Origin of the sequence: Streptomyces anulatus (assembly GCF_014650675.1) — a bacterium.
Taxonomy (GTDB): domain Bacteria; phylum Actinomycetota; class Actinomycetes; order Streptomycetales; family Streptomycetaceae; genus Streptomyces; species Streptomyces anulatus.
In genome coordinates this window covers 27671-48268 of the sequence record NZ_BMVK01000018.1, presented here as the reverse complement: position 1 = coordinate 48268, position 20598 = coordinate 27671, and the positions used below count along the sequence as shown (strand labels likewise).

Here is a 20598-nt window from a genome sequence, read left to right as displayed (position 1 = left end):
TTGACCTGCGCGGGGCGGGGAGGCGGGCGGCTCACGGGCGGCGGGCGGCCCGGCCGGTCGCCGGGACGTTCGCCGCGGGCCGGCGGTCCGGCCGGTCGCCCGGCCGTTACCGGGGGCCGGCGGACCGGTCAGTCGCCCGGCCGTTTGCCGGTGGCCGGCAGGTGCAGGCGTTGCCGGATGAACCGTACGGCCGTCTCGGCGTCGTCGACCGTGACGGTGAAGGTGCGGCCGTCGCCGAGGCGCAGGACCATGCCCTCGCCCTTGCGGACGACGACGGCGGTGCCCTGCTCGGGACGCCAGCGGTAGCCCCAGCCGCCCCACTGGCGGGGATTGATCCGGGGCACGAAATCCGCGCCCGTCACATGGCTGAGCAGGATCCGGCGGCGCGGCAGGCCGGCGTGGCCGCAGCGCACTTCCAGGCTGTCCCCGTCGACCTTGACCGCCACGTGGACGAAGGCGAGCGTCCCGAAGAGGATCAGCAGGCCGGCGGCGAGGCAGCCGATCACCGACATGAGCAGCGGAGCGATGCCCGAGGTCCAGGCGCCGTCGACGGCGAGCTCGATGCCGAGGGCCACACAGCCCGCGCCCGCGAGGGCCAGCAGCCACTGGATCCGGTTGGTGGCGCGGCCGTTCCACTCCGTGGGCGGCGCCTGGCTCGACCCGTGCCTCGCACTCTCGGGGAGGTCCGTCATATTCAGCAGCGTAGCCGCGTTCCGGCCTCCCGGCCGGGGCTGCGGGGGCCGATCGGGCTACCTGGTCCCGATCCGCCGGGCGCTCCCGGCGGGCCGGGTCAGAGGACGGGCGCCGCGCCGGCCAGCATCCGGCCCTCGGCGTAGGTCAGGGCGGCTTCCGGGAGGGTGGCGGGGCGGCCGGCCCGGAGCACGGTGAGCGTGCCGGAGGGCTCGGCCGTCGGGGCGGGGTCCGCCCCGATCCGGCGCAGCGCCTGGGCGGCGACCGCTCCGGCGGACCCGTGCAGGGCGAGCCGCGGGCGGCCGGGCCGCTGCACGGCTTCGCGGATCCGGGTCGCGACCAGCTCGTAGTGGGTGCAGCCGAGGACGACGGCCCGGACGTCGGGCGGGGTGAGGGCGGCGGCCGCCGCGACGGCCCGGTCGATCCCTGCCTCGTCGCCGTGCTCCAAGGCGTCGGCGAGCCCGGGGCACGGGACCTCGGTGACCTCGGCGGACCCGCCGAAGTCACCGATCAGCTCGCGCTGGTAGGGGCTGCCGGTGGTGGCCGGGGTGGCCCAGATGGCGACGGAGCCGCCGCCCGCCGCGGCCGGCTTGATCGCGGGGACCGTGCCGATGACCGGGAGTGCGGGCTCCAGTTCGGCGCGGAGCGCCGGCAGGGCGTGGACGGAGGCGGTGTTGCAGGCGACGATCAGCGCGTCCGGCCGGTGGGCGGCGGCTGCGCGGGCGACGTCCAGGGCGAGCGCGGTGATGTCCTCGGGTGTGCGGGGCCCCCAGGGCATGGAGTCGGGGTCCGAGGAGAGGACGAGTTCGGCGTCGGGCCGCAGGCGGCGCACTGCGGCCGCTGCCGCCAGCAGGCCGATTCCGGAGTCCATGAGCGCGATCTTCACCCGGTCACCCTAGCCGACAGCCCTTGCGGACCGGGCTCAGTGGGGCAGACTTCGGCGGATGAGCGCCGTTGCCTGGATCGCCGTGGGTTCACTGATCGCGTGGGTGTGGCTGCTGCTGGGGCAGGGCTTCTACTGGCGGACGGACCAGCGGCTCCCCCGGCGCACCGACCCGGCGCGCTGGCCGTCGGTGGCGGTGGTGGTGCCGGCCCGCGACGAGGCGGAGATGCTGCCGGTGAGCCTGCCGTCGCTGCTGGTCCAGGACTATCCGGGGGACGCCCGGATCATCCTCGTCGACGACTGCAGCAGCGACGGCACCGGGCAGCTGGCCCGGGACCTGGCCGCCCGGTACGGCGGGTTCCCGCTGACCGTGGTGACGCCCGGGGAGCCGGAGCAGGGCTGGACGGGCAAGCTCTGGGCCCTGCGGCACGGGATCGCGGTGGCCCGGCGGGACAAGCCGGACTTCCTGCTGCTGACCGACGCGGACATCGCGCACGAGCCGGACAGTCTGCGCGATCTGGTGGCCGCGGCCGGCTCCGGGGGGCCGGCCGGCTTCGACCTGGTGTCGCAGATGGCGCGGCTGCGGGTGGAGAGCGTCTGGGAGCGGCTGGTGGTGCCCGCGTTCGTGTACTTCTTCGGGCAGCTCTACCCGTTCCGCCGGGTGAACCGGGCCCGGTCGCGGACGGCGGCCGCGGCGGGGGGCTGCGTCCTGCTGCGCACCGAGGCCGCCGAGCGGGCGCGGATCCCGGACTCGATCCGGCAGGCGGTGATCGACGACGTGTCGCTGGCGCGGGAGGTGCGGCGCAGCGGCGGCCGGATCTGGCTGGGGCTCGCGGAACGGGTGGACAGCGTGCGGCCGTATCCGCGGCTCGCGGATCTGTGGCGGATGGTCGCGCGGAGTGCGTACGCGCAGTTGCGGCACAGTCCGCTGCTGCTGGCGGGGACGGTCCCGGGGCTGCTGCTCGTCTACGTGGCGCCGCCCGCGACGCTGGTGGCGGGGCTGCTGACGGGTGACGGGGCGGCGGCCTGGGCGGGCGGCGCGGCGTGGGCGGTGATGACGGCGACGTATCTGCCGATGCTGGCGTACTACCGCCAGTCGCTGTGGCTGGGCCCGCTGCTGCCGCTGACGGCCGTGCTGTACCTGCTGATGACCGTGGACTCGGCGGTGCAGCACTACCGGGGGCGGGGAGCCGCCTGGAAGGGCCGTACGTACACGCGCCCGGAGGCCGCGCCCGACCGGTGACGCCGCCGGAAGACGGGCGGCCGGTACGGGCGGGCATGGCGGGACACCCCCCGGGGGCGGGTCACTTGCGGCCGGGCGTCCAGTTCATGCCCCAGCCGTAGGCGGCGTCGATGGTGCGCTGCGGGCTCACACCCCGGTCCGGGACGAGGTAGCGGGCCTCGCGCTGCACGGTGAGGTCGCCGCCGTTGTTGGTGATCAGGGCCAGGGCGCAGACGGTGGAGGGCACGGTGCACTCGTCGAGGGAGAAGTCGATGGCCGCGCCGTTCTGCGGCTGGAGCGTGACCGTGGCGTGGAGATCGGCGAAGCTCCGGGCGCCTTCGTAGATGGTGACGAAGATCAGTACGCGCCGCAGCAGGTCCTTGTGGTCCAGGTTGATGCTCATGTTCTCGCCACTGGAGAGCGCGCCGGTGCGGTCGTCGCCGTCGAGATGGATGAAGGGCGGCCTGGTCAGTGAGCCGAACGCGTTCCCGAGCGACTGCACGACTCCCTTCCGGCCGTCGGCGAGCTCGTACAGTGCGCAGAGGTCGAGATCGAGATCGGCGTGCATGGCGACGGCCCGGCCGAGCTTCGCTCCCCAGCCCTTGAACTGTTTGCGCACTTCCCAGTTGAGGTTGACGCGCAGTGCGCCGGAGGTGCCGCCCTGTTTGGCGAGCGAGACGGACGGGGCGCTCTTCGTCAGCGTGACCTTGGTCAGCCGTACGGGTGCCGCGGCGGGCGGGGCCGCGGGGGCGGCGGGCGCGGGCGCGGCGGGCGTGGCGACCGGAGCGACCGGGGCGGGGGCAGGGGCAGGGGCCTGAGCAGCGGGACGGGGCTGCGGCGGGGTGACAGGGGCCGCCGGGGCCTGCGGGACGGGCGGGGCGGGCGGGGTCTGCTGCGGTTCGTCCACGGAGATGCCGAAGTCCGTCGCCAGGCCTTCGAGGCCGGTGCTGTACCCCTGTCCGACCGCGCGGAACTTCCAGGCGCCCTGCCGCAGATACAGCTCGCCGAGGATGAAGGCGGTCTCGACCGTGGCGTCCGTGCTGTCGAAGCGGGCCAGCTCCGCGCCGCTCGCCGCGTCGGTGACCCGCACGTACAGTCCGCTCACCCGGCCGAAGGTCCCGCCGTCCGCCGAGGCCGCGACGACGATGCGGTCGATCGCGGGCTCGACCTTGCCGAAGTCGACGACGAGGGTGTCGGTGACGCGGTCGGGAGCGGTCCGCTTGCCCTCGTGCCGGACCGCGCCGGAGGCGTGGGCCGGCTGGTTGTAGAAGACGAAGTCCGCGTCGCTGCGGACCTTGCCCGCCACCAGCAGGAGGGCGGAGGCGTCGACGTCCGGGGCGCCCGGTGCGGCGTGCCGGCCCACTTCGACGCGCACGGCGCCGGCCGGCACCGCTACGTTGGTTCCCTTTTGCATGGTCATGCTCGCCCCCATCACGAATCCGGCTGCCCGCAGGCTTTCCCCCACAACCTAACGGCCTGTGGCGGGAAAGCCTCCGGGCGCCGGGACCGTGGCGGAAGCGGTCCCGGCGGTCTCCGCTAGGGAGTGTCCGCAAAGTATCGTCGTCCGCCCTCCGGGCGGGGCCCGCGGGCCAGACGAGACTTTGCGGACGCGACCTAGGTCCTCTCGGTCCGCGGAGGGCCTTCACCGTCCGGAGCGACTCCCGCGAGGGCGGCCTCGCGCGGTGTGCCGTCCGTCGCCGGTACGGAGCCCTGGACGGCGCCGCTGTGCGTGCTCCACGCCTCCAGGGCGGTGCGGCAGGCGTGGTCCACGTGGCGCAGCCGCGAGAGGTCGAGCTCCACCGGCCGGTCCTTCGGCAGGGACTCCAGGGTGTCGAGGATCAGCGGCAGGCGCAGGAAGGTGGCGCTGCCGCTGAGGGAGACCGTGGTGCGGTCGTCCTGCTCGTCGATGTCGAGGCGGACGGCGGAGGTCTCCCAGGCCGTCTTGATGACGGCCAGCCCGATGCCGAGCAGCACGCCCATGAACATGTCCGTGAAGACGATCGCCAGCGCGGTCACCACCAGGACCACGGCCTCGCCCCGGTGTTCACGCCAGAGCGGCCGGAAGGTCGCGACGGGGATGAGCTTCGCACCGGCGTGGACCAGGATACCGGCGAGGGCGGCCACGGGGATCAGACCGAGTACGGCGGGGAACAGGGCCGCGAACAGCAGCAGCCACGCTCCGTGCATGATCCGGGAGGCCTTGGTGCACGCACCTGCCTGCACGTTGGCAGCACTGCGCACGATGACGGCGGTCATGGGCAGCGCGCCGACGAGGCCGCAGATGGTGTTGCCCGTCCCCTGGGCGATGAGTTCCTTGTTGTAGTGCGTGCGCGGGCCGTCGTGCATCCGGTCCACGGCGGCGGCGCTGAAGAGGGATTCGGCCGAGGCGATGAGCGTGAAGGCGAGGATGACGCCCAGCAGGCCGACGTCCGCCAGGAGAGCGAAGTCGTCCAGGCCTGTCAGCCGCAGTGAGTCGATCAGCCCCTGGACCTTGATAGGAGCGACGGGCAGGTCGAACACCGCCACCGCCGCGGTGGCGAGCCCCACGGCCACCAGCGGCCCGGGGAGCATCTGGGGCAGGCGTCCGGGAAGCCGCTTCCAGAGGATCAGAACGACGATGGTGCCGACGCCGATAGCGGTGGAGGAGATCGCCGCGGCTCCCGTGATCTGGGTGAACAGCTCCGGCAGGCCGGCCAGGTTGTCGAGACCGTTCCCCGGGGCGCCGACCCCGACCATGGCGTACAACTGGCTGCCGATCAGGACGAGTCCGATACCGGCGAGCATGCCGTGGACGACGGCGGTCGATATGGCGCGGAACCACCGGCCGAAGCCGATGAGGCCGAGCCCGACCTGGAGGAGCCCCGTGGCCAGGACGAGGACGCCGAGCGCCGCGATGCCGTGGGTGGTGACGGCCTCGTACACCAGGACGGTGAGCCCGGCGGCCGGGCCGCTGACCTGGAGCGAGCTGCCCGGCATCGCGCCGGCGATCAACCCGCCGACGATGCCGGTGACCAGCCCCAGTTCGGCGGGGACACCGGAGGCGACAGCGATACCGACGCACAGGGGCACGGCGACGAGGAACACCACGATCGAGGCGAGGAAGTCGCGGGACAGGGCGTCCGGGCGTAACCGGAGTCGTGGAGACGACATGAGAGCTTCAGCTCCTAGGGGAGTGGGGGGAGACAGCAGGTGGCGGCGGGGGCGGCCCGCGTACTCACCGGTGGGTCGCTGTCACAGGGAGGAGAAGGTTCCGGTGGTGGGCCGGTGGGCCTGTACGGCGCCGGTGTGGACCTCGTAGTACCAGGCGTGCAGACCGAGTCGGCCCTCGCCCACGGCCCGGCTCACGCACGGGTAGTCGCGCAGGGCGTCCAGTTGCGCCACCACATGGCGCTGTACGGGCTGTTCGCAATCGGGGCCGAACTCGTCGAGGTCCTGAAGAGCGCCCGTCGGGGCGCATCTGCCGAGCCAGCCGCGTACCGCCGGCAGGGCCCGCAGATCCTCGCCCCGGGCCAGGGCTCCGACGGCGCCGCAGTGGGAGTGCCCGCAGAGGATGATGTCGGACACCTCCAGCACGCTGACGGCGTACTCGATCGTCGCCATCTCGCTGGTGGGCGCGTCCGGATCGTAGGGCGGGACGATGTTTCCGGCCGTGCGCATCTCGAAGAGTTCGCCGGGGCCGGAGTCGGTCAGCAGGGTGGGCACCACCCGGGAGTCGGAGCAGGTGATGAACATCGTGGAGGGCCGCTGGCCGGCCTCGAATTCCTTGAGTTCACGGCCTGCTCCGCCACAGCGGGAAGGGAAGGTGCGGGCGTGGTCGATGAGTCGTCGCACAGGAGTGTCCTCCATACGGAAGTGGCGTGTGGCTCTTCACGCGGGGCGGGCTCTCACCCCGCCCACAACCGGGCCTTCGTGGCACACGGGCGACCCGGGTGCCACGGGGGATCAGGTGCGGGTGTTCGCGCCGCAGGGCAGGCGGGGGGTTCGCCTCCGTGTCTGCTGGTCCGGTGTGGCGGCGGCGCCCTGTTCCCGGGCGGGGCCGCGGCGACCGTCTGCGCCGCTCACGGGTCCCGCGTCACCGATGACCCGTAAGGAGGAGTCTCGGGGCGGGCGATGAGGTGGCGGTGAGACAGCGGTGAGACTGTTCTCATCGCGTTCGGCGGTGTGCGTCCGGCGGTGTGCGTCCGCCGGACGAAGGCCGCCCGCCCCGGTGGTCAGGCCCGGAGCCGGTAGCCGACGCCCCGTACGGTCTGGACCCGGTCGGCGCCGATCTTGCGTCGCAGATAGCGAATGTAGACGTCGACGATGTTCGAGCCGGGATCGTAGTCGAACCCCCATACCTGGCTCAGCAGTTGCTCCCGGGACAGCACCCGGTCGGGGTTGCGCATGAGGATCTCGGCGAGGGCGAACTCACGGGCGGACAGGTCGGAGACGCGCTCGCCGACCTGGGCCCGGCGGGTGCGGAGGTCGAGGAGCAGATCGCCCACCCGCAGCAGAAAGTTCTCCGGCGGCTCCTCGCGGCGCAGGCGCAGCCGTACGCGGGCCAGCAACTCGTCGAAGGCGAAGGGTTTGACCATGTAGTCGTCGGCGCCGCTCTCCAGTCCGGCCACGATGTCGCTCACGCTGTCCCGCGCGGTGAGGATGACGACGGGCAGGGCGATGCGCGCCTTCCGTAACTTGCGCAGCACCGTCAGCCCGTCGTCGCCGGGCAGCCCGAGGTCGAGTATCAGGAGGTCGAAGTCCCGGCCGCGGGCGTGCTCGTAGGCGGAGACGCCGTCGGCGACGACCCGGGTGACGTACCCGCTACGGCGCAGGCCTTTTTCGACGAAGGCAGCGATTCTTGCCTCGTCCTCGGCTATCAGGATCCTGCTCATCATGGGTTCCTTCCGTCGTGGGGTGCAGTGCGGGAAGGTCGATGACGAATCGCGCGCCGCCCCCGGGGGCCTCCTCGACGCGGGCGACACCGTCGTGCGCCTGGGCGATCTCGCGGACCAGCGCGAGGCCGAGCCCGATGCCGGGGGCGGCCCGGCCGGGCACCGCGGTGCCGCCCTGATAGAAGCACTGGAAGATCCGTTCGCGGTCCTCCGGGGCCACCCCGGGCCCGGTGTCCGCCACCCACAGCAGCACCCGGCCGCGCCACAGGCGTGACCCGATCTCGATGACGTCCCCTTCCCCGGTGTGGCTGACCGCGTTGGCCGCGAGCTGCATCAGCGCCTGGGTGACCCGCTGCTCGTCCAGTTCCACGCTGACGTCGGCGACCTCCGCCACCGTCCAGTGCCTGCGCCCCAGGGCCTGGGCCTTGGCCGCCGTGTCGACCACCAGGTCGGTCAGACCGGCCCGGCCGGGGCTGAGGAAGTCGGGGCGTTCGGCCCGGGCCAGGAGCAGCAGGTCATCCACGATCCGCCGCATCCGGTCGAGTTCGTCGAAGAGCAGGGCCCGGGTCTGGCCGCGCCGGCTGTCGGGGTCCTCGTCCATCAGCTCCAGATGCCCGCGCAGGACCGTGATGGGGGTCCGCAGTTCGTGCGCCACCTCGTCCAGGAACTGGCGTTGCGCGGTGAAGGCGCCCGACAGCCGGTCGAGCATGTGGTTGAACGTCTCGGCGAGTTCCGCCACGTCGTCGTTGCCCCGCACCGGCAGCCGCTGGGTCAGGTCCGTCTCGCTGATCCGCTCGGCCGTCTGCCTGACCAGCCGGATCGGAGCCAGCACCCGGCCCGCGACCAGCCAGCTCGCCAGTCCCGCGACCACCAGGGCGAAGCTTCCCGAGGCCAGCAGCAGCCGCGCCATGTGGCGTTCCTGCCGCAGTTCCCGGTCCCGGAAGGTCACCAGGACGAGCCGGGTGTCGGTGTGGTCGCCCGCCATCTGGACCGGGACGACACCGTAGCGGACCTTGCCGGCCGGGGAGTCCAGCGTCCGGATGCGGGTGTCGGCCGTCCGCGCCATCAGGTCCACGACCTCCTGGTCCCGGTCCAGGCGGGCCGGGACCGGGCCGGGGCTGCGCCGGTCGGCCCGTCCGTTCACGACGCTGAAGAAGGCGGCGTTGTGCTCGGGCCGGTGGACCGCCATGAACGCCGTCAGCAGCGAGGCGCCCGTGGTGAAGCGCTCACCGGTGTACGGGTCGCGCGAGGTGCGGGCGAACGCGCGTAGCTTGTCGGCCTCGGACAGGAGTTGCGCGTCGACCTGCCGGTCCAGCTCCGCCTGCCAGACGATCGTGATCCCGAAGGTGGGCACGGCCAGGGCCGCGCTGAGAAGCATGAGCATCCAGCCGACGATCCGGGACCGGGCGCTGGTGGAGCGCCTGAGCATCAGTCGTCCCACTCGTCGTCCGCATCCCCCCGATTGCTGCCGTGCGACGCTTCCCCGTCCCCGTCCCCGTCCTCGTCGTCGGGCTCGTCCGCTTCGTCGCCCACGTCCCCCCTGGGCACCCGTGAGGCCTTCTCGTCGTCACCGGTGGCCCCTGGCATTCCCTCGGCTCCGCCGCCTGCGGGGACGTTGCGGGAGTGGGAGTTCCCTTCGTCGGACTCGGGCGGCGGCGGGGGCGGCACGGCACGGCCGCCCGAGCAGGTGCCGGACGGGGCGGGCGAAGCGGGGGGCGGTGCCGGTGACACGGCGGGGCGGCCGGGGCCGGGCGGGGCGGTGGCCGAAGGAGTCGGGCCGTACAGGAAGGGCACGACGACCACGGGCCCCATGGAGGGCGGCACATTCTGCCCGGGCCATATCCATACGACCAGTAACACCAGTGTCCCTGCTCCACATCCTGCCAGTACCGACCCCACCCCACGCCACAGCATCGGACCAGTCTGCCCTTGCGGGGTCCCGGGGACGGACATGAGGAAAACATTCTCATCTTCGGTGGCCGTCGCCGCGTCCGTCACCGCGTCGGCACCCTCCGAGCAAAGCCGGGCGACCCGCTTCCATCAGGGGCTCTGCGGATGATGCGGCCGGGTGCGCGGGCCGCGACCCGAACCGGCGCCGACGCGACACCCACAGAGCGGAATCACGCCAAACCGGTCCTGAATGGGGCCGCTTCCCCATGGTTCGACATTGCCATTCATTGACAGTTGCTCAACCACGCTTTTACATTCAGCGGGCAGGTCGAGGAGAAATCCATTCACCGTCGGCCCGCCTCAGGGAGTACCTTCCGCACTATCACCGGAGGACCTCATGGAACACCTGATCAAGAAGATGGCCCAGGACAACGTCTGGCAGAATTGGCTCGCCGCCAACTCGGCCCAGTCGGCCGCGAAGAGCGGATGCATCAGCGCCGCACCGAAGAACGGGTGCATCAGCGCCGCACCGAAGGCCGGCTGTATCTCCTGATCGGCCAGGGACGCCCGGGATCAGCTCTGTGAGAAGTTTCTCCCCCACCGCACCATGCTCTCGGGCGTCCCCGATACGACTCCGCCCCAGCCCAGATTTCTTCAACTATGCGAAACATGAGAAGGAATTAATGAAGGGCCAGCCGACCAGCGATGTCATCGAGCATATTCGCGACATACCGATCTATCAGGAGTCCCTGGCGAAGGGGCACTTCCCCGTGCTCGACAAGCCGGAGATCGCCCGTGGGTTCCCCGACAACTGGATGACGCCGCGGCTGGCGGCGGCGCTCCAAACCGGCGAGGCGGAGTTCGTCCTGTCCACGGGCACCAACCACGCCCGGATGCAGATCATCCGGCCTCCGTACTTCCTGCTCCGCTCCTACTACGAGTTGTGGCGGAACCACCCCGACATCGGCGAGACCTGGGAGTCGGGCTGCCGCCGGGTCTCCCTCACCACGGTGCTCGCGACGGAACACGTGGCGCGGGTCAACGCCGCCCGACGCGGCGTGGAGCACAGGGGAATACCCATCCTGGCCGACCGCTGGCTCGACGAGCGCACCTGCTACCTCAACCTGCGGCTGGATCCGGCGCAGTGGGTCCGCAAGGACGTACTGCGGATGCTCCGCGAGATCGACCTGGCACGGAGCACACACCCCCAGGGCCGGTACCACCTCGACTGCTCCGGCTACCACTTGGCGCACCTGGCGCGGAAGGCGGAGGCATGGGGGCTGCTGGACGCGTTCCCCGCGCCGGCCAGCATCATCACCGCCTACGAGTACACCCCGGTGAACGTACGGCGGTTCCTGCACCGGCGCTTCGCCTGCCCTGTCATCGACCTGTTCGGCAGTACGGAGCTGGGTTACCTCTACTACAGCGACCGGGAGGGCCGGTACTGGCCGCACCTGGCCGGGATGAGCGTCGAGCTCCTGCCGGTGGCCCCCGGAAGCACGATCCACCAGCTCATCGTCACCAGTGTGCGCAATCCCTACATGCCGCTCGTCCGCTACCGGTCGGGCGATTGTGTGCGCACCCTGGACGGCTCGCCCGACCCCGCGGCGATCACCCAATTCTGCGGCCGTCAGAAGGAATTGCTGAGCACACCGAACGGCCCGGTCGCCCAGGGCGACCTCGACCGGCATATCGCTGACGCTTCCCCCCGGATCTTCCTGCACCAACTCCGCCTCCACGGCGGCGCCGACGCCACCCTGCTGTACACGACGTTCACCGACGAACCTCTCGGGGCCACGGAGGCGGCCGCGTTGCGACAGGGCGTCGGCGAACTGACCGGACGACACTGCCGAATCGAGCACCGCACCCATATCCCCATCGGCCGCTCCGGCAAGTACGCCTGGCTCACGACCGACAGCACCTGACTCACCGCCATCTCCCCCTCAGAGAACGGAGTGCCATGACCAGCGGACAGACACTCTCCGCCGACGACCTGAAACACCTCCTCGGGGACGCGCTGCACACCGAGGTGATGCGGCATTTCTGCGACAAAGCGCCGGACACACCCCCGGACTTCGTGGAGCGTCAGGTCACCGAATGCCTGCGGTACCTCTATCTCGTCTCCCGGTACCGTGACCGGCTGAGTGGGCTTTTCCTGCCGGTCGAACAGGACATCGACGAGATATGGCACTACCTCATTCTGCAGACCCGGGAATACCGCGCACTGTGCGAAGAACGGCTCCCCGGGCGGTTCTTCATCAACCACCGCAGCATCGCCTACGAGGACTACCAGGAGGAGCCGGGACGCGAACAGGCACTGGAGGAGGCATTGCGCTGGATTCCCCTGTACTGCCGGGAATTCGGGCCGTTCGACGCCGGCGCGCTGCCGCACTGGACCATGGTGCGGTTCCTCCATGAGCAGATGGACATTTCTCTCGCGGACATAGCGGATCTGAAACCGATGGCCGTTGCCTGAGCAGAACTCTCTCCGCCCGCATGACGATCGGAAACTCTCCCTTGCCGACTCGCAGCAGACATCCGGTTGCCACGGGTGAGATTCCGGAACAGCGGCGCATCCTGGCCGTGCTGGTGCTGGCCCAGACAATGAGCGGCGCCGGTCTCACGGCGGGGATAACCGTCGGGGCCCTGCTCGCCGAGGAGATGCTCGGCTCCACCGGCCTCGCGGGAGTGCCGAGCGCGCTGTTCACCGCGGGGGCCGCACTGGGCGCGCTCGGCATCGGCCGGCTCTGCACCCGCTGGGGCCGTCGCCCCGGACTGGCCCTGGGCTACGCGACCGGAGCGCTCGGCAGCGTCGGTGTGGTGGTGGCCGCCGCCACCGGAAGCGTGGCGCTGCTCCTCCCGGCCCTCGTGGTGTACGGGATGGGTACGGCGACCGGCCTCATGGCGCGCTACGCCGGCGCGGACCTGGCGTCCCCCGCCCGGCGCGGACGGGCCGTGAGCGCGGTGCTGTTCGCCACCACTCTGGGTGCGGTGACCGGGCCCATGCTGGTGACGCCGGCCGGCGAGGTCGCACACGCCTGGGGCGTGCCGCGTCTCGCCGGGCCCTTCCTGCTGGCGGCCGCGGCGTTCACCGCCACCTCGGTCGTCCTCGCCTGCCTGCTGCGGCCCGATCCGCTCCGGCTCGCCCAGGCGCTGACCGCCCGGGCGGCGGGCGCCCCGGACGAGGGCGCGGACAGCGGCGAGGAGGAGGACGCGGGTACGAACGGGCCCCGCGCCGGGGCCACGGCGTCCGCCGGGCGTCACGACGTCGCCGTCGGCACCACCGTGATGATCCTGACCCAGGTCGTGATGATCGGGATCATGACGATGACGCCGGTGCACATGCTGGCGCACGGTCATGGCGCCCGGGCGGCGGGGCTCGTGATCTCCCTGCACGTCGGGGCGATGTTCCTGCCGTCCCCGCTCACCGGTCTGCTCGTCGACCGGATCGGCGGGCGACGGGTCGCCTGCGCGTCCGGACCTCTGCTGCTGGCGGCCGGGGCACTGGCGGCCCTGTCGCCCGCGGGCTCGGCGCCCGCGCTCGGCGCCGCTCTCGTACTCCTCGGCCTGGGCTGGAACTTCGGGCTGATCAGCGGCACCGCGATCGTCACGGACGCCCTGCCCCCGGACCGGCGCGCCACGACCCAGGGACTGGTGGACGTGGGCCTCGCGACCGCCGGAGCGGTCGGCAGCCTGGCGTCGGGCCCGGTAGTCGCGCGGGACGGCTACCCGGCGCTGGCCCTGATGGGCGGGCTGGCCGCCCTGTTGGTCCTGCCGGTGGCCGGCCGGTCCCCGCGCCGCGCACCGGGCACGAGCGGTCCCGCCGGACCGGGCGGGTGAGGGCGGTGCCGAAAAACCCTACGAGGGCCGAGGGAAGGCAGGGCCTTTCGGGTCGGCGGACGATCTCCGCGACGCCGAACCGCGCGCAACGCGCTTTGGCCAAACGCTATTCGCTTGCCTCCCGGATGCGTCGACGCCGGTTCCCCTTCGGCACCGGGAGCGCGGGCCGAAGCCGTCGCCCACCAGCGGAAAGATCCCTGCTGTTAACGAAAGCTTTAACGATGTTTCGGCAGGCCGGGCGCACAGAAACAGCGTAAAACGGATAACCCAAAGATTGGGGCTCCCCATACAGCACATCGTGGGCTTAACTTAGGTGGCATGACGTCCCCCCGCTCCACCTTCGGCGGCGGCTACTACGCCGCGTCGTTCCCCGACACTCCGATCTACGACTCCTTGGTCGCGGAGCGGGGAACCCCTCAGATCGCCCCCATCCGGGTGCCTGCTGCCTATGACACCGGCAACAGCTATCTGCCGGCCCTGCCGTCGGCGCTGCCCGCCCTGCCCGCGGCCCCGTCGCAGCAGACCGGCTACGGCTACCCGCAGCAGCAGCCGATGCCGCAGTACCAGCAGGCTCCGGCGCAGCACGCGCCGATGCAGCCCGCCCAGCTGCAGCACGCGCCCGCGCCGTACATCCCGCAGCAGCCCTCGGCGGTCCGCGGTTATCCGCAGCAGCCCCAGCCGCCGCGCCCCGCGCCCGCCACCGGGTACGAGTCGATGCGCCCGGCCTCGCCCCGGCCCGCGCCGGCGCAGTCGCCGTACGAGGACCCGTACAACCGCCCGTACCAGAGCCGGGGGTACTGACCACGACTCCGTACGACGCGGTGCGCCGGGGGACGCACCGGGCATCAGCCGCATCCGGGGCAATACGGGTGCCGTTGATGCCCCGAAGACCGCGCGTACGGGGTCAGGGGGTGCTGGCAGGATGGACGCATGAGCGTTCCCGTGCTCCGTTCCGCCCACGTCTATCCGGTCAAGTCGCTTGCCGCCCGCGCCTGCGACACGGTCGCCGTCGAGCCATGGGGACTCGACGGCGACCGCCGCTGGATGCTGGTCGACAAGGCGGCCAGGGCCGTCACACAGCGTCAGCAGCCGTCCCTGGCGCGGATCGCGGCCGAGCCGCTGCCCTGATCGCCTCGGGCGACCGGCCCGAGGAGGGCCCGCTGCCGATGGACCGTTTCCGGCCCAACGTGGTGATCGGGGGGACCGAGGCCTGGGCGGAGGACGGCTGGCGGCGGATCGCCATCGGCGAGGTCGCCTTCACGGTGGCCAAGCCCTGCGGCCGCTGCGTGATCACGACGACCGACCAGCACACCGCCGAGCGGGGCAGGGAGCCGCTGCTCACGCCGGCCCGCCACCGCCGGTTCGGCAAACAGTTGGTCTTCGGCCAGAATCTGATCCCCGAGGGGACGGGAGTGATCAGGGTCGGGGACCCCGTCCGGATCCTCGACCGTTAGACCGGCCGGCAGAAGGAGCGAGGGGGGCACGGGCGTGTGGGTGCTGTGGGCACTGCTGCGCGGGCGGGGCAATCCGCTGCGCCGTGCCACCGACCGCCGCGAGGCCTGGGTGGCCCTCGGGGCGCTGCTGCTGCTCGTGGTCGTCGCCCCGGCCGCGGGCTGGGCGGGCGGTGCGGTCGCCGACGCCGCCCTCCAGCGGTCGGTGCGGGCCCAGCACGAGGAGCGCCACCCCGTCGACGCGGTCGTGGTGGGTCCGGCGGGGCGGGAACGGTTCGCCGGTGATCCCGAGGGCGGCGTCGAACGGGCCGCGCGCACCTGGGTCGTGGCGTCCTGGGAGGCCCCGGACGGCGGTCCGCGCACCGGAGAGGTGGCCACCGCGTCGCGGCCGGGCCCCCCGGGGTCCCCGGTGCGGATCTGGACGGACGCGGCGGGCCACCCCGTATCGCCGCCGATGGACGGGAGCACCGCCCGGACCCACGCGGTGCTGGGCGGCATCGGCACGTTCCTGCTCGCCGCCGCGTGCGTCGAGGCGGGCCGCCGGCTGGTGGTGGGACGCATGGCGCGGCGGCGCTACGCACGGCTGGACCGGGAGTGGGCGGAGGCGGGCCCGGACTGGGGCAGGGCCGGAACGGGCGGCTGACCACGGTCTCCCGCGACCGGGGGCGGCGGCGGGCGACATCGCTCGGCGGGGCGGACTCGTCAACTCCCGCCCCTCACGCGCGCTACGGTGGTCCGACCCCGTCCGCCTCCCCGGCGACGGACCCGAGGCATCGCACAGCACGAGGTGGGGGCACAGCAACGCCATGGCACAGGGCACGGTCCAGGTGACGCACACCGGCACATCGCGATGGCGCCGCCGCACGGGCGAGTACGCCTCCCTCTCCGCGGCCCTGGAGGCGGCAGCCGACGGCGACGTCCTCACCGTCGCGCCCGGGACCTATCGGGAGAATCTCGTCGTCCACCGCGCGGTGACGCTGCGCGGCCCCGAGGGTTCGGTCGGTTCCGTGCGGATCGCCCCGGTCGACGGCGTACCGCTGACCGTGCGCGCCTCCGCGGTCATCCAGGACCTCCATGTCGAGGGCCAGGACTCGGCGGCCCCGGCCCTGCTGGTCGAGGACGGCACGGCGGAGCTGACGGATCTGCGGATCGTGACGCGGTCCGCCGCGGGCATCGAGGTGCGCGGCGCGGCCCGGCCCACCGTGCGGCGCTGCACGGTCGACAACCCGGCCGGGGTCGGCATCGCCGTGCTGGACGGTGCGGGCGGCGTGTTCGAGGAGTGCGAGGTCGTCTCGGCCGGCCAGTCCGGGGTCTCGGTCCGCGACGGCGGGCACCCTCGACTGGACCGTTGCCGGATCCACCACGCGTCCGGGGCGGGCATCGGCGTCACCGGCGAGGGCAGCGGTCTGGAGGCGTTCGGCTGCGAGGTGTACGAGATCAAGGGCAGCGGCATCCAGGTCACCGCCCGGGGCTCGGCCCACCTGACCGACTGCACCGTGCACCGCACCTCGGCGGACGGTGTCACGCTGGACACCGACGCGGTGCTCACCCTCGCCGACTGCGACATCCACGACATCCCGGAGAACGCCGTCGACCTGCGGTCGCGTTCGGTGCTCACGCTGACCCGCTCCACGGTCCGCCGTTTCGGCCGCAACGGGCTCTCGGTCTGGGATCCGGGGACCCGGGTCGACGCCAACCAGTGCGAGATCCACGACAGCACGGGCGACTATCCGGCGGTCTGGGTCAGCGACGGCGCGACGGTGATACTGGACGCCTGCCGGGTGCACGACGTGCCCGACGCGCTGTTCGTCCTCGACCGGGGGTCGCGCGCCGACGTGGTGGACAGCGACCTCTCCCAGATCCGCAACACCGCCGTCTCCGTGAGCGACGGGGCGACCGCCCAGCTGGACGACTGCCGGATCCGGGAGGCGTCCACGGGCGCCTGGTTCCGCGACCACGGCAGCGGCGGCACGCTGAACAACTGCACCATCGACGCGGCGCAGACCGGGGTCATCGTCACCAAGGGCGCGGACCCCACCATCGAGCGCTGCACGGTCACCTCTCCGGCCGAGGCGGGGTTCTACGTCTCGGCCGAGGGCCGGGGCACCTTCGACAGCTGCCGGGTGACGGGCAGCGAGGGCTACGGCTTCCACATCATGGACGGCTGCCGCACCACACTGACCCGCTGCCGTACCGAGCGGTGCGCCCGGGGCGGTTACGAATTCCCCGAGGGCGACAACGGCGCAGCGACCGGGCCGGTGGCCACGGACTGCACGAGCGACGAGAGCGGTCTGCGTACGGCGGCGGCCCCGTCGCCCGCGGTGCTGACGGAGACCCGGTCGACGCCCGGTCTGCTGGGCGCGCTGCCCGGGCAGCGCGCGGTCGAGCCCGCTCCGGAGCCGGTCGCCCCGGCGGAGCCGGCCCGGGACTCCTCGGCGGTCCTCGGCGAACTGGACGCACTGGTGGGCCTGGACAGCGTCAAGCGCGAGGTGCGCGCGCTCACCGACATGATCGAGGTGGGCCGCCGCCGTCAGGAGGCCGGGCTCAAGGCCGCGTCCGTCCGCCGGCACCTCGTCTTCACCGGCTCCCCCGGTACGGGCAAGACCACGGTCGCCCGGCTGTACGGGGAGATCCTGGCCTCGCTCGGGGTGCTGGAGCGCGGTCATCTGGTCGAGGTGTCCCGGGTGGACCTGGTCGGGGAGCACATCGGCTCGACGGCGATCCGGACCCAGGAGGCGTTCGACCGGGCGCGCGGTGGGGTGCTGTTCGTCGACGAGGCGTACGCCCTGTCCCCCGAGGACTCCGGCCGGGACTTCGGGCGGGAGGCCATCGACACGCTGGTGAAGCTGATGGAGGACCACCGGGACGCGGTGGTCGTGATCGTCGCGGGCTACACCCACGAGATGGAGCGGTTCCTCACCGTCAACCCCGGGGTGGCCTCGCGGTTCTCCCGGACCATCACCTTCAGCGACTATCTTCCCGAGGAGCTGCTGCGGATCGTCGAGCAGCAGGCCGAGGAGCATGAGTACAGCCTGGCGGAGGGCACCGGGGAGGCGCTCCTGAAGTACTTCACGGCGCTCCCCAAGGGCCCCGCCTTCGGCAACGGCCGCACCGCCCGCCAGACCTTCGAGTCGATGGTGGAGCGGCACGCGGGCCGGGTCGCCCAGCTCGCCGAGACGAGCACGGACGACCTGACCCTGCTCTACCCGGAGGACCTCCCCGAGCTGCCCCTCTGAACGGCTCCCTCCGGCTGCTGCCGACCGCCTCCGGTCTGCCGGGGCACCAGCGGTCCCAGTTCGTCGAGGAGGGCGGCCCGCTCCTCGGCGAAGGCCGGGTCGGCCTGGTAGTCGGAGTGCCCGAGGATCGGTTCGGGGAGCGGGAGCCTCGTGGTCCGTCCGTAGGCCAGCGGGTCCTTCAAGGGGCCCCGGTCGACGCCCGGGTCGGGGTCGGCGCAGATGCGGACGGGGCCGCCGATCGGGTCGGTGGCCCGCCACAGATTGCGCCAGCAGTGCACCGAGCGGTGCAGTCCGAGCAGCGGCTCGGGGCCGAAGTAGGCAGGGAACCACCGCCCGTACAGCCGCTCCAGGGGGGAGCCGTAGGTGAGCAGCGCGACCCGGCGGCGGGTCGCGTCGGGCAGTTGCCAGACGGCGGACGCGGCGAGCACGCTGCCCTGCGAGTGGCCCGAGATGACGAGCCGGCCGCGGGGCGTGGTCGCCGTCCAGGCGGACATCCGGGAGGCGAGGTCGGGGACGGCGCGCTCGGCGTAGCACGGGGGCGCGAAGGGGTGGGCGGCGCGCGGCCAGAAGGTTCCCACGTCCCAGAGGATGCCGATGGTGCGGCGGGCCGAGGCGTCCTTGTAGGCGCGGCGGCCGCCGGCGACGAACAGGACGAAGCCGAAGCCGATCAGCCAGGAGCCGGTCGACTGCGCGGCCTCGGCGAACGATTCGACGAGCGGCCAGCTCCCGTCGGCGGCCCGGCCCGGCACCTCGTCGCTGTGCCAGGAGCCGGCGACCGCGCCCGCCCCGAGCAGCAGGGTGGCCCCGGAGACCACGCCGACGATCCAGGGCGCCGAGTCGGTGAGGGCGGCGGTCGCGCGGATCCGGGCGATGCGGCGGGTACGGCCCTCGTCGGGCGGTTCGGGGGCGTACTCCTCCTCGATGACCGGGCCCAGCCGGCGGGCGGTGCGGGTGGTGCGGACGATCAGCACCAGGACCGGGACGAGCAGGAGCAGCAGGAGCACCGGGATGACGGAGGCCTGCCAGCTGAGCAGGACCGGCGGCCCGGCGATGTCGGTGCCGTGGCCCATGCCCGGGCTGCCGGGTCCGTCGAGCCAGTCGGCGACGCGCTGGGCCACCCCGCCGGTCATCACGCCGCCGAGGGCGCAGGCGAGCATCGCGACCGCGGGGCCGCCGAGTCCGTGCAGGATGGTGCGCGGTTCGGGGGTGCGCCGGTAGAGGTCCCGGGCGACCAGGGCGAGGGCGACGACGAGGAGTCCCTGGCCGAGGGCGAGGAGACGGAAGGCGGTCTCGCCGGGCAGGCTGCCCGAGGACTGCCAGTCCGGGCGCGACCAGGAGGCGTGCACGACGGCGAGGGCGAGCAGGGCGAGCGCGGAGCCGGGCAGATAGGTGATGAGGGCGGCGTCCAGCCGGGTGTCGCGGGTCCGTTCGCTGCGGCCCCGGCGGCAGACGACCCAGATGACGACGAGCGTGCACAGGGCGATGCCGCCCTCGACGGCCGCGCCGAAGATCTGGGGCACCGGGCCGTCCGTGCTCCGGTCGTGTCGCGCGGCGGCGCCGGCGACGGCCGCGGCGACGGTCAGGAACCCGGCCGCCGTGTGGGCGGCGCGGAGCCGGGCGACGATCCGGCGGCCGAACCAGAAGCCGGGCCTGCCGAGCGCGGGGCGGACCGGGACGGGCGGGCGCGGGGCCCCGTCGGTGTCCGGGCCGGGCGCGTCGGGCCCGTGGGCCTCGTGCGCTCCTTCGGGCCCGTGGGCGTCGATGTCCCCTTCGTCCAGGGGGCGTTGGGACTCGTACGCGCTCCAGGTCCGGTTGGACAGGTACCACAGGAGCCCCACCAGGGCCGCGGGCACGACGGCAGCCAGGGCGAGACGGCGGCCGGGCTGTGACCACCAACCGCCCTGATGGGCCGACAGGAAGCCGAGCCAGGACCGGCGTTCGGCGCAGCTCTCGGTGCCCGCGCACTGCCAGGCCAGCAGGTCCAGGGCGACTTCGCAGGCGGCCGCGGTGAGCAGCACGGTGAGGCTGAGGGCGACGAGCCGCACCAGCACGCCGTACAGCCGGACCGCGCGGGTGCGGCCGGTGGCGGTGGGGCGCATCCAGTGGGCGAGGTTGACCACCATGAACGGCAGGAGCAGCAGCCACAGGGCGCGGGAGCCGTTGCCGGAGGTGAGGCCGGACCAGCAGTACGCCTCGGCGACGGGCTCGTCCCGGTAGCGCTCGGGGTGCTTCTCGCCGTGGGCGTCCTCGGTGCGCCGGTACACGGCCGCTGTCTCGTCCCCGGTGACCCGGACGGTACGCGGGTCGCCCAGCATCTCCTGCGGGGTGGCGCCGCCGACTCCGTGGACGAGCAGTTCCAGTGCGGTCCCGGTGTGCTGCGGAGACGGGGAGGAAGGCGGGGGCTGGGGCTGGGGCGGGTGCGGGGCGGCGGGAGCCAAGGGGGACTCTCTCTCGGGCGCGTCGGCCTCGCGGCCGACGGAGACGTGCGCAGGAGCGGATGGTGCGGGCCGGGACG

The 20598-nt window shown here is 72.8% G+C and carries 17 protein-coding genes and 1 pseudogene; 9 read left to right on the top strand and 9 right to left on the bottom strand.

Going from position 1 to position 20598, the window contains the following annotated elements; translation table 11 throughout:
* Positions 1 to 128: 128 nt before the first annotated feature.
* Complete coding sequence (locus tag IE272_RS31840) at positions 129 to 692, bottom strand: hypothetical protein (RefSeq protein ID WP_050362689.1); 564 nt, start codon at positions 690 to 692, stop codon at positions 129 to 131.
* A 98-nt stretch (positions 693 to 790) separates the two neighbouring features.
* Positions 791 to 1576 (bottom strand): glutamate racemase, encoded by a 786-nt coding sequence (locus tag IE272_RS31835; RefSeq protein ID WP_050362690.1) that lies wholly within the window; start codon positions 1574 to 1576, stop codon positions 791 to 793.
* 58 nt (positions 1577 to 1634) lie between these two features.
* On the opposite strand from IE272_RS31835, the gene IE272_RS31830 reads away from it, so the two are divergent.
* Positions 1635 to 2816, top strand: coding sequence for a glycosyltransferase (locus tag IE272_RS31830; RefSeq protein ID WP_056700147.1), 1182 nt, complete (start codon positions 1635 to 1637; stop codon positions 2814 to 2816).
* Between the two features lie 61 nt (positions 2817 to 2877).
* On the opposite strand, the gene IE272_RS31825 is transcribed toward IE272_RS31830, so the two are convergent.
* From IE272_RS31825 to IE272_RS31800, 6 genes are all read right to left on the bottom strand, one after another.
* Positions 2878 to 4227 carry a TerD family protein gene (locus tag IE272_RS31825; protein WP_190009222.1) on the bottom strand — a complete coding sequence of 450 codons (1350 nt, stop codon included), beginning with the start codon at positions 4225 to 4227 and terminating at the stop codon, positions 2878 to 2880.
* A gap of 182 nt (positions 4228 to 4409) precedes the next feature.
* The gene (locus tag IE272_RS31820; RefSeq protein WP_056700139.1) at positions 4410 to 5945 is read right to left on the bottom strand and encodes a SulP family inorganic anion transporter; all 1536 of its coding nucleotides are present in this window, start codon (positions 5943 to 5945) and stop codon (positions 4410 to 4412) included.
* Positions 5946 to 6026: 81 nt separating this feature from the next.
* A complete protein-coding gene (locus tag IE272_RS31815; RefSeq protein WP_050362694.1) occupies positions 6027 to 6626 on the bottom strand; it encodes a carbonic anhydrase in 600 nt (199 codons plus the stop codon).
* A 380-nt stretch (positions 6627 to 7006) separates the two neighbouring features.
* Positions 7007 to 7666, bottom strand: coding sequence for a response regulator transcription factor (locus IE272_RS31810; protein WP_050362695.1), 660 nt, complete (start codon positions 7664 to 7666; stop codon positions 7007 to 7009).
* The gene (locus IE272_RS31805; RefSeq protein WP_057661202.1) at positions 7596 to 9095 is read right to left on the bottom strand and encodes a sensor histidine kinase; all 1500 of its coding nucleotides are present in this window, start codon (positions 9093 to 9095) and stop codon (positions 7596 to 7598) included. Before IE272_RS31805 ends, IE272_RS31810 begins: the two co-directional genes overlap by 71 nt.
* Positions 9095 to 9478, bottom strand: coding sequence for a hypothetical protein (locus tag IE272_RS31800; RefSeq protein WP_159103653.1), 384 nt, complete (start codon positions 9476 to 9478; stop codon positions 9095 to 9097). The genes IE272_RS31805 and IE272_RS31800 overlap by 1 nt, the downstream gene beginning before the upstream one ends.
* A gap of 475 nt (positions 9479 to 9953) precedes the next feature.
* Between IE272_RS31800 and IE272_RS31795 the strand changes: the two genes are divergently transcribed.
* The 8 genes and pseudogenes from IE272_RS31795 to IE272_RS31760 all read left to right on the top strand — a co-directional run bounded on the left by IE272_RS31795 (position 9954) and on the right by IE272_RS31760 (position 18083).
* Positions 9954 to 10109 carry a hypothetical protein gene (locus IE272_RS31795; protein ID WP_169808525.1) on the top strand — a complete coding sequence of 52 codons (156 nt, stop codon included), beginning with the start codon at positions 9954 to 9956 and terminating at the stop codon, positions 10107 to 10109.
* A 130-nt stretch (positions 10110 to 10239) separates the two neighbouring features.
* On the top strand, positions 10240 to 11481 hold the full coding sequence (locus IE272_RS31790) for a phenylacetate--CoA ligase family protein (protein WP_190009220.1): 1242 nt from the start codon (positions 10240 to 10242) through the stop codon (positions 11479 to 11481).
* 35 nt (positions 11482 to 11516) lie between these two features.
* Positions 11517 to 12032 carry a glycine-rich domain-containing protein gene (locus IE272_RS31785; RefSeq protein WP_190009218.1) on the top strand — a complete coding sequence of 172 codons (516 nt, stop codon included), beginning with the start codon at positions 11517 to 11519 and terminating at the stop codon, positions 12030 to 12032.
* Between the two features lie 107 nt (positions 12033 to 12139).
* The gene (locus IE272_RS31780) at positions 12140 to 13396 is read left to right on the top strand and encodes an MFS transporter (RefSeq protein ID WP_190009303.1); all 1257 of its coding nucleotides are present in this window, start codon (positions 12140 to 12142) and stop codon (positions 13394 to 13396) included.
* 318 nt (positions 13397 to 13714) lie between these two features.
* On the top strand, positions 13715 to 14197 hold the full coding sequence (locus tag IE272_RS31775) for a DUF6643 family protein (RefSeq protein ID WP_050362700.1): 483 nt from the start codon (positions 13715 to 13717) through the stop codon (positions 14195 to 14197).
* A 129-nt stretch (positions 14198 to 14326) separates the two neighbouring features.
* Positions 14327 to 14850, top strand: a pseudogene (locus tag IE272_RS31770) (MOSC domain-containing protein).
* 34 nt (positions 14851 to 14884) lie between these two features.
* Positions 14885 to 15490 carry an Rv1733c family protein gene (locus IE272_RS31765; RefSeq protein WP_073960369.1) on the top strand — a complete coding sequence of 202 codons (606 nt, stop codon included), beginning with the start codon at positions 14885 to 14887 and terminating at the stop codon, positions 15488 to 15490.
* Positions 15491 to 15653: 163 nt separating this feature from the next.
* Complete coding sequence (locus IE272_RS31760) at positions 15654 to 18083, top strand: right-handed parallel beta-helix repeat-containing protein (protein ID WP_050362702.1); 2430 nt, start codon at positions 15654 to 15656, stop codon at positions 18081 to 18083.
* Here IE272_RS31760 and IE272_RS31755 read toward each other — a convergent pair.
* A complete protein-coding gene (locus tag IE272_RS31755; protein ID WP_190009215.1) occupies positions 18050 to 20521 on the bottom strand; it encodes a hypothetical protein in 2472 nt (823 codons plus the stop codon). The two genes, IE272_RS31760 and IE272_RS31755, sit on opposite strands and share 34 nt — an antisense overlap.
* Between the last annotated feature and the right edge of the window lie 77 nt (positions 20522 to 20598).

Bases quoted from the DNA above. Each gene is read 5' to 3' on its own strand.
- IE272_RS31840 (WP_050362689.1), bottom strand. From the start codon at position 692: ATGACGGACCTCCCCGAGAGTGCGAGGCACGGGTCGAGCCAGGCGCCG.
- IE272_RS31830 (WP_056700147.1), top strand. From the start codon at position 1,635: ATGAGCGCCGTTGCCTGGATCGCCGTGGGTTCACTGATCGCGTGGGTG.
- IE272_RS31825 (WP_190009222.1), bottom strand. From the start codon at position 4,227: ATGGGGGCGAGCATGACCATGCAAAAGGGAACCAACGTAGCGGTGCCG.
- IE272_RS31820 (WP_056700139.1), bottom strand. From the start codon at position 5,945: ATGTCGTCTCCACGACTCCGGTTACGCCCGGACGCCCTGTCCCGCGAC.
- IE272_RS31810 (WP_050362695.1), bottom strand. From the start codon at position 7,666: ATGAGCAGGATCCTGATAGCCGAGGACGAGGCAAGAATCGCTGCCTTC.
- IE272_RS31805 (WP_057661202.1), bottom strand. From the start codon at position 9,095: ATGCTCAGGCGCTCCACCAGCGCCCGGTCCCGGATCGTCGGCTGGATG.
- IE272_RS31800 (WP_159103653.1), bottom strand. From the start codon at position 9,478: ATGGGGCCCGTGGTCGTCGTGCCCTTCCTGTACGGCCCGACTCCTTCG.
- IE272_RS31795 (WP_169808525.1), top strand. From the start codon at position 9,954: ATGGAACACCTGATCAAGAAGATGGCCCAGGACAACGTCTGGCAGAAT.
- IE272_RS31790 (WP_190009220.1), top strand. From the start codon at position 10,240: ATGAAGGGCCAGCCGACCAGCGATGTCATCGAGCATATTCGCGACATA.
- IE272_RS31785 (WP_190009218.1), top strand. From the start codon at position 11,517: ATGACCAGCGGACAGACACTCTCCGCCGACGACCTGAAACACCTCCTC.
- IE272_RS31775 (WP_050362700.1), top strand. From the start codon at position 13,715: ATGACGTCCCCCCGCTCCACCTTCGGCGGCGGCTACTACGCCGCGTCG.
- IE272_RS31760 (WP_050362702.1), top strand. From the start codon at position 15,654: ATGGCACAGGGCACGGTCCAGGTGACGCACACCGGCACATCGCGATGG.